Annotated in this window: 5 protein-coding genes and 2 pseudogenes; all 7 read right to left on the bottom strand. The window is 42.5% G+C overall.

Annotated features, from left to right (window positions below):
- Positions 1 to 144: 144 nt before the first annotated feature.
- Positions 145 to 1,107: pseudogene (locus HMPREF1505_RS04275) on the bottom strand (mobilization protein); the annotation flags it as partial.
- Between the two features lie 28 nt (positions 1,108 to 1,135).
- Positions 1,136 to 1,837 (bottom strand): annotated as a pseudogene (locus HMPREF1505_RS04270) (nucleotidyl transferase AbiEii/AbiGii toxin family protein); the annotation flags it as partial.
- Positions 1,818 to 2,429: a DUF6088 family protein gene (locus tag HMPREF1505_RS04265; protein WP_013265232.1), complete on the bottom strand. Its 612-nt coding sequence runs from the start codon at positions 2,427 to 2,429 to the stop codon at positions 1,818 to 1,820. The pseudogene HMPREF1505_RS04270 and the gene HMPREF1505_RS04265, both read right to left, overlap by 20 nt.
- 375 nt (positions 2,430 to 2,804) lie before the next feature.
- The gene (locus tag HMPREF1505_RS04260) at positions 2,805 to 4,097 is read right to left on the bottom strand and encodes a folylpolyglutamate synthase/dihydrofolate synthase family protein (protein ID WP_036923051.1); all 1,293 of its coding nucleotides are present in this window, start codon (positions 4,095 to 4,097) and stop codon (positions 2,805 to 2,807) included.
- Between the two features lie 300 nt (positions 4,098 to 4,397).
- A complete protein-coding gene (gene dnaJ, locus HMPREF1505_RS04255) occupies positions 4,398 to 5,561 on the bottom strand; it encodes a molecular chaperone DnaJ (RefSeq protein ID WP_036923048.1) in 1,164 nt (387 codons plus the stop codon).
- 4 nt (positions 5,562 to 5,565) lie between these two features.
- A complete protein-coding gene (locus tag HMPREF1505_RS04250; RefSeq protein WP_036923045.1) occupies positions 5,566 to 6,144 on the bottom strand; it encodes a nucleotide exchange factor GrpE in 579 nt (192 codons plus the stop codon).
- Between the two features lie 62 nt (positions 6,145 to 6,206).
- The gene (locus HMPREF1505_RS04245; protein ID WP_036923041.1) at positions 6,207 to 7,823 is read right to left on the bottom strand and encodes an ABC-F family ATP-binding cassette domain-containing protein; all 1,617 of its coding nucleotides are present in this window, start codon (positions 7,821 to 7,823) and stop codon (positions 6,207 to 6,209) included.
- Positions 7,824 to 8,392 lie beyond the last annotated feature (569 nt).

The raw sequence follows: 8,392 nt of genomic DNA, 5'->3' as shown, positions 1-8,392 counted from the left end.
TATATCAGCTGTAGTATATTCTTTATTAATGCAAACTTCAGTAAAATCTTAAACTGCACTTGCTTTGATAATTAATGATAAACAATCTAAAAGCACTCTAATCGTTATCGGAGTGCTTTTAGATTACTAATCAAATTGCTTCTATTATAATTTGAATCCTCTACTTTTTCTTTCTTCCTGTTGCGGCACTCTTGCTCCATATCTAAGCCTGTGCCATTGCTCCCTGAACCAGTCGGCAATCGGCTTCCTGTTTATTGTCAGGTTCAGCCTGCTTTCATCGTCAGGGTCATTTTCCACCCTTAAAATATCATCCTTTATATCAAAGTTCCGCCTGTGTTGCTCGGAATAGATTTTACCGCTACATTTCAGGGCTTCTTTTTTGACTATAAGACTTTCAGTCATTTCTTTAGAGAATCCCAGCATGGCACAAAACTTTTCCATGCGCAGCATTTCCCTGAACATCGGAAACCACCTGAAAGCCTTGTCTATGATTCTGGCGAGCCGTGACAGTTCTTTTTCTTTCATGTCAAGTTCCTGCCTGTGCATTTCTCTGAGATTGTGGATTTGCGTATCATGCTGTTTCTGCATCTGCTGTACTTGGCTCTGCAATTTTTCAATATTGGTGTTCCGTTTTGAAACCTCGTCTTGCAGTTTTTCGTTGGCACGTTCCAGTTCTTTCAGTTTTCCACTCCCGAAAAGAGAAGCAACTCCACTAGTTATGGCTGTCGCTGCCGTGGTGGCTGTCTTCTTTAACTTGTCAGTGCGTATTTCTGATTTCACCTGTTTCAGTTCCTGCTCGGCAAGATTTATCTGTTCTTCTTTGTGCCGTTTGGCTGCATCCATGCGTTGCAGTTCAGCTTTCTGCTTCTCAATGATAAAGTCGTTCCGTTCCAGATGCTCCTTACCAGTGACAGCCTTTGACTGCCCGCGTTCCATCAGCAGGATGTCGGATGCAAGGGTCTGCATCTGCATCATGTCATCGTCATTGAGCTTTCGGCTCTTTCCTGTTTCGTGGTTCATCCAGTCGAAAACGATATGGGCATGATAGTTCGGCTTGAACCATCTGTCCCCGACTTTGAAGCTTTCCCTGTCTTCCGCTTCCGGGCGACTTCTTCTGATATTCCTCATTAAGCAATAATGCCTTTTCCAAAAAGGTCCGGATAGGAAGTACCATAGGAACAAAGCATTGGGTAGCATTATCCACTTCGTTAAAAGTATCATAAATCAGTGAAGTTAATGCTCGGTTTTCAAAAGGTTCATCCATAGACATACAGCTGATTTCGATTTTGACCTTTGGCTGAATGTATTCATTTGTTTCATCTAAGATGCTGGGATAGACAACATTCAGCACTACTGGGTCACGGTCTGTATCAATAGGAATCTCAACACCGTCTTGCATGATACTCTTTACATTCTCGACGTAGAAATCTTTAGCTCCCAATTTTGCAAGTTGCTCATTTAACTCAGGAGAAAGTCGCTCGAAAATAACCTCCCTCGATGCCTTCCGCAAGCTTTTCAGTTGATTATTATTCTCGCACTTGGCAAAAGGATATAGCTTCTGTTTTTCTTCCGTTTCAGTAAACCAACTTCTGCTAAGAGATATGTCTATATCCTCACTGAACCTTCTTAAATCAATGTTCTCCCATTTACCTTTAGAAAGACTTGTTCCGCCTTTGAAAAGCAGGAACTCCGAAAATGACGTAGAGAAAAGTGCTTTGAGGGTAATCGTTACCCACCAGTCCTTCTCTATAGCCAAGTCCTCTATATTTGTTCTCAATGCTGTATTCTGTACGATTGCGATACGCTCTTCGATTGTCTTATCTTGCCAAATGCTCATACTTTTCTATTATTGGTTTTATATACTTGCGAACCCAGACTGGCGCTGTTGCCAAATCCGTTTTTATCTGTTGCTTTTCGGTTGAGTCAGAGATTAACTTCTCAATTCTATTTGTATCAGCAGAAGTTATGTTTGATTGCCCCTTTGCCTTGAGTGCTAAAACAAGTAATGGCATTAACTTGCTGTGATACGAATATGTGCTGGGAGTTCTGTGCTTCAGTCTTATTTTCTTGTTCCCTATAGTTATAGTCCTCGGCGATCCTGTTGTTAGATAGATTGCCTTCATCGGAACCTGTGTTGACAAACCAAGGGCGTTCAAAGCATATTCTCCTGTTGGTAGAATCTCCGCATTTTCATGTTCTGCGATCAGTTTTACAATCTTCTCTGCCGAAGGATATACATTGCCATAGTTAGTTACTATCGGCTTATAGTATATGCCTTTTGCGAGGCGTTCAAGAACACCAAAACCTTTCATCGTCGATAATAACTTACTGACATATTCATTATCAAACTCAGCAAAGTCATTGACAAAGAAAACCGTTCCTGGTTCAGCTTCGTCTATCCGTTGTTTTATCTGTTCTTGAATGGTCATATTAATATATTTTAGTCGGTAACTTTTGCAAAGTTATGGAAATTATCTGTCTTTTGCAACAATACCCCCTACTTTTTTGACTGTTTGGAGGTAAATTAAATGTTGTGCGTTAACATATTTTAGTCGGTAACTTTTGCAAAGTTATGGAAAGCAATTCGCAATGAAAGAGGAATTAAAATTTCACAAGACATAGTACTGCCAACATCTAATGAGAGGTCGTGATATTATGAAAATCAACTTTGCTGTCACTTCTGTCACTTCTTGTATACTTATAATGCGTTGATTATAAGCATCTAAGGTAAAGTGTTAAAAGTGACAGCAAACTAAAATCAAACTTTATTTAGTAATATGGGGTTAATAAAGAAGGGTCTTTTGCTATTTCTTTTGTAGGCTTGTCAGCAAGTCGGCAACCACATAGCTGGAGCCGCCAACGAAGATAAAATCTTGTTCGTCAGCATCTTGAAGGGCAGCTTGGTAGGCTTCGAGGACGGTTGGGAAGACCTTTCCGTGTAGGTCGTAATCGTCGGCTGTTGCGGCAACCTTCTCTGCAGGGAAAGCACGATGCGTGCTCGGTTGTGTCCAATAGTAAATGGCATCATCGGGGAGCATAGACATAACAGCATGCAGATCCTTATCATCCACCATACCAAAGACAATGCGTTTCTGCGCACATTGTTGACGTTTGATTTGTTGGGAGAGGTAAGTCCATCCACCAACGTTGTGTCCTGTATCGCAAATCACTAATGGATTAGCCTGTAGTTTCTGCCACCTACCCATTAAGCCCGTCAGTTCGTAAACATTGGCAAAGCCTTTAGCAATGCTTTCTGCGTTCTTGATGACACCTTTATTATACAGTTGCATGACCGCAGTGAGCACTGTGTTAGCGTTCTTCTCTTGATAGCTACCACCTAATTCGCCCACAAAATCGCCAAAGAAACGAGTCTGATAAGCGATACCACCATCAGGGTTGGGATGAGAAGAAAGCACTGCTGGGATGTCTTCAGCAAAGACAATGAGGGCATCCTCTTTCTGTGCTTTTGCCTTAAAAACAATCTGTGTTTCAGGGACAGACTCACCAATAACGACAGGAACACGATGTTTGATAATACCAGCCTTCTCTGCTGCGATAGCTCCGAGCGTATTACCGAGGAACTGGGTGTGATCGAGTGATATATTGGTGATAATCGATAAGATAGGAGTGATAATGTTTGTGCAATCGAGTCTACCGCCTAAGCCCACTTCAATGATAGCAATATCAACCTTCTGCTCAGCAAAGTGCTTGAAAGCTAAGGCTGTTGTAAGTTCAAAGAAAGAAGGGTGGAGGGGTTCGAAGAAGTTGCGTTCCTGTTCAACAAAGTCGATAACCTCCTGTTCAGATATCATTTCTCCATTGACTCTGATACGTTCGCGGAAGTCAACGAGGTGAGGACTGGTATAGAGTCCGACCTTATATCCTTCAGCTTGGAGGATAGCTGCCAACGTGTGGGAGCATGAACCTTTTCCGTTGGTTCCTGCAACATGAATAGAAAGGAAGTGGGTATGTGGATGACCGAAGTGCTCGTCCAAAGCCTTTGTTGTCTCGAGTCCTTCTTTGTAAGCAGATGCCCCGACGTGTTCGAAGACGGGTGTGCTATTGAATAGATATTCTACGGTTTCTTGGTAGTTCATGGGTGGTGGGTGATGGGTGTTGGGTGTTGATGAAATGCGATGATAGGATAATAAAGGGTGATGATAGGTGATGAAATGATTTAGCCCCATTAGCCAAATAAGTCTAATGGGGCATATAATCATTATTTCAATTTTGTTTGTAAACTCATTGCTAATTAAAAACTCGTTTACTTGTCAATTCGTTCGACTTATCAACTCATTTAACTTGTTTACTCGTCAACTTGTCTAACTTGTTTAACTTGTTCACTTGTCAACTCATATAACTTGTTTACTCGTAAACTTGTTCACTCGTCAACTCGCTCAACTAAACAGTTTCTTAAAGTTCTCGAAGATAGAGCGTTTAGTGCTGTTATCACCACGGAAGTTTTCGCTTTGGCGTAAGTCTTCGATGATTTTCTTCTCCTCTTTATTCAACTCCTTTGGAACGTAAATACTGATGTGAACCACTAAATCGCCAGTACCGCTGCCATAACCTTGTACGGCTGGAAGACCCTTACCACGTAGGCGGAGCGTCTTACCTGGCTGTGTTCCTGGTTCAATCTTAATCTTTACATTGCTGCCATCAATGGTTGGGATATCCACCTGACCTCCTAAGGTCGCTGTTGGGAAATCGAGCAAGAGATTATAGATGACGTTCTGTCCGTCACGAATGAAGGTGTCGTTAGGTTCCTCCTCGATATATACTTGGATATTACCAGCCACACCATTGTGTCTACCAGCGTTACCCTTGCCAGGAACATTGACCACCATACCTTCAGCAACACCCGCTGGGATGTTTATTTCAACGACTTCCTCGCCTTTTACAACGCCTTCACCATGACAGTGAGTACACTTGTTCTTAATGATAGTTCCCTCACCATTACATACGTGACAGGTGGTCTGGGTCTGCATCATACCAAAGATACTCTGCTGTGTACGGATTTCAACACCCGAACCATGACAGTTCTGGCAAGTTTCTGTTCCGCTACCCTCCTCAGCACCAGTGCCATGACAGTGTTCGCAAGGAACGTCTTTACGCACCTTAAACTTCTTGGTAACGCCCGTAGCAACCTCTTGCAACGACAGACGAACCTTCAAACGAAGGTCTGTTCCACGGTACTTAGGGGCTTGATGTCCGCCACCTCCGAAGCCGCCAAATCCTCCGCCATGTCCACCGAACACATCGCCAAACATAGAGAAGATATCGTCCATAGAGAAACCACCAGCTCCACCGAAGGGACCACCACCACCAAAGCCACCGCCAGGAGCATCGAAACCAAACTGGTCATACTGTTGGCGTTTCTGTGGATCGTGCAGTACATCATAAGCCTCAGCAGCCTCTTTAAACTTTGCTTCAGCCTCAGGGTCATCCGGATTACGGTCTGGGTGATACTTAATAGCAAGTTTTCTGTATGCTTTCTTTATCTCGTCTTCAGAGGCACCTTTACTTACTCCGAGTACCTCATAGTAATCTCTTTTTGCCATCTTACTATTGTCCTACTGCTACCTTTGCGTGACGGATAACCTTGTCATTGAGCGTATAACCAGTCTGTACACAATCGATAACCTTACCCTTCTTATCGTCGCCCATACCAGGAACCATTGCGATAGCCTCATGATAATCGACGTTGAAGTCAGCATTATCGGTCTCAATCTTGTTAACACCGAGTGTCTCCAAGGCCTTCAAAAACTTCTTATAGATAAGTTCATAACCTTCTTTAATTGCCTGTGGGTCCTCTGTCTTATCGGCAGTAGCACGCTCAAAGTCGTCAAGGATAGGCAGAATAGCAGCTACAGTCTTCTCACTTCCGTTGAGGATCAGTTCTGACTTCTCCTTCAGTGTACGTTTCTTGTAGTTCTCAAATTCGGCAACCAAACGGATATACTTGTCTTTCCACTGCTCAGCATCATTCTGTGCAGCTGCCAATGGGTCGAGTTCTTCCTCTGTAGGAGTCTCCTCTCCCTTAGCTTCTTCCGCCTGTGTTTCAGCGTCGTTCTGGGTTGTTTCTTCGTTATTCAACTCCAGCTCTTCGCCTTCAATCTTTATATTTTTCTCTTTCTTACTCATAATTTTATTGCACTATTTGTCATGGCATACCCTTGCAAATAGTATGCCATGTTTTGACAATCTTAGTACATTCCTGCTTTTTGCTCCTTAATCTGCTCGTCATGGATATAGTCATCGTAGCTCATCAGCTTGTCGATGGTACCCTTTGGAGTCAGCTCAATGATACGATCAGCCACGGTGTTAATAAACTCATGGTCGTGTGAACTAAAGAGGATATTACCCTTAAAGCCAATCAGGTTGTTATTGAACGCCTGAATACTCTCCAAGTCAAGGTGGTTGGTTGGTGTGTCAAGAATCAAGCAGTTAGCATTCTGAAGCTGCATACGTGCAATCATACAACGCATCTTCTCACCTCCAGAGAGTACGTTCACCTTCTTCTCAACCTCTTCCTGCTTGAACAACATACGACCCAAGAAGCCCTTCATAGCCACTTCGTTACCTGGACCGAACTGTGACAACCAGTCAACGAGGTTCAAATCGCAATCGAAGAACTCGGTATTATCCAATGGGAGATAAGCCGTAGTGATTGTCACACCCCAATTATATGTACCAGCATCAGGCTCACGATTACCATTGATAATCTCGAAGAGTGCAGTCATAGCCTTTGAGTTGCGAGAGAGGAAGACTACCTTCTGTCCCTTCTCAATATTGAAGTTCACATTATCGAAGAGTACTGTTCCATCCTCATCAACAGCCTTCAAATTCTCAACCTCAAGAATCTGGTTACCCGGTTCGCGCTCCATAGAGAAGATAATACCCGGATACTTACGGCTTGAAGGACGAATCTCCTCTACGTTCAGACGCTCCAACATCTTCTTACGTGATGTTGTCTGCTTACTCTTAGCAACATTGGCAGAGAATCGGCGGATGAATTCCTCCAACTGCTTCTTCTTCTCCTCAGCCTTTATCTTCTGGTTTTGAGCCTGACGTAAAGCCAACTGTGAACTCTCATACCAGAACGAGTAGTTACCAGCAAAGACGGTTACCTTACCGAAGTCGATATCGATTGTCTGTGTGCTGACTGAGTCGAGGAAGTGACGGTCGTGCGATACAACCAATACTGTCTGATGCTCGTCAATCTCACCGAGATAATCCTCTAACCATTCAACGGTCTCAAGGTCGAGGTCGTTAGTAGGCTCATCGAGCAACAAGTTCTCTGGCTTACCAAAGAGAGCCTTAGCCAACATCACACGCACCTTCTCAGTATTTGAGAGTTGTGACATCTGCTTCTCATGCAATTCCTCCTTAACGCCAAGGTTCTGGAGCAACTGTGCTGCATTACTTTCAGCCTCCCATCCATTCATCTCAGCAAACTTCAACTCTAAGTCGGCAGCACGATTACCATCCTCCTCAGTCATCTCTGGCTTAGCATAAAGTTCCTCACGCTCTTTCATGTTCTGCCAAAGTGCATCATGCCCCATGAGGACTGTGTCCATTACCTTATACTCATCATATTTGAAGTGGTCCTGTTCCAATACCGACAGACGCTCACCTGGTCCTAACTCTACTGTTCCCTTGTTTGGCTCTAAGTCGCCAGAAATGGCACGAAGCAAGGTTGATTTACCAGCACCATTGGCACCAATGACTCCGTAAATATTACCTGGTGTAAACTTTAAGTTAACGTCCTTGTATAGAACTCTCTTGCCGAATTGGATAGCAAGGTTTGAAAGTGTAATCATCGTTTTCTAATACCTTATTATATAATAATTTGGCTGCAAAGTTACGATTTTTATTTCAAACGACAAAGAAACAAGTAGAACTTAACTTTGAACTTTGAGGTTTGAACTTTGAACTTTATGATATGGGTAGTTGACAGGTTTACGAGTTGACAAGTTGACAAGTTAATTGTAGTGATAAACCACAGTTAACAGTAGTAATCATAATTATGAATTATGAATTGTGAATTCTGAATTATATCAGTAATCATAATTATGAATTATGGATTTTGAATTATGAAATATGAAATATGTTCCTTTACTAACTACGAATTTCGCTAATTACGCTAATGCTTATTGCGATATAATTCGTGTCATTCGTAGTCGGTAAAATTTCGCGAAGATAATGATTGAAAAAACATTACATAATTTCGAGTGAAACAGCTATAGATAAGGATAAAAACACGTATAAAAAGTAAGTTTGCAACCAACAGAAAATCAGTTGGTTATAAAGTTGCAATGTAAAAGGCGCTTAATTGGACTTCAAAAGGGCGTTAGTAAGGGTCTTAAAGGGCACCTTTTGCAAGTCAATT

It is taken from the genome of Prevotella sp. ICM33, assembly GCF_000517825.1.
Classification (GTDB): Bacteria; Bacteroidota; Bacteroidia; order Bacteroidales; family Bacteroidaceae; genus Prevotella; species Prevotella melaninogenica.
This window is presented reverse-complemented; position numbering and strand designations above follow the sequence as displayed.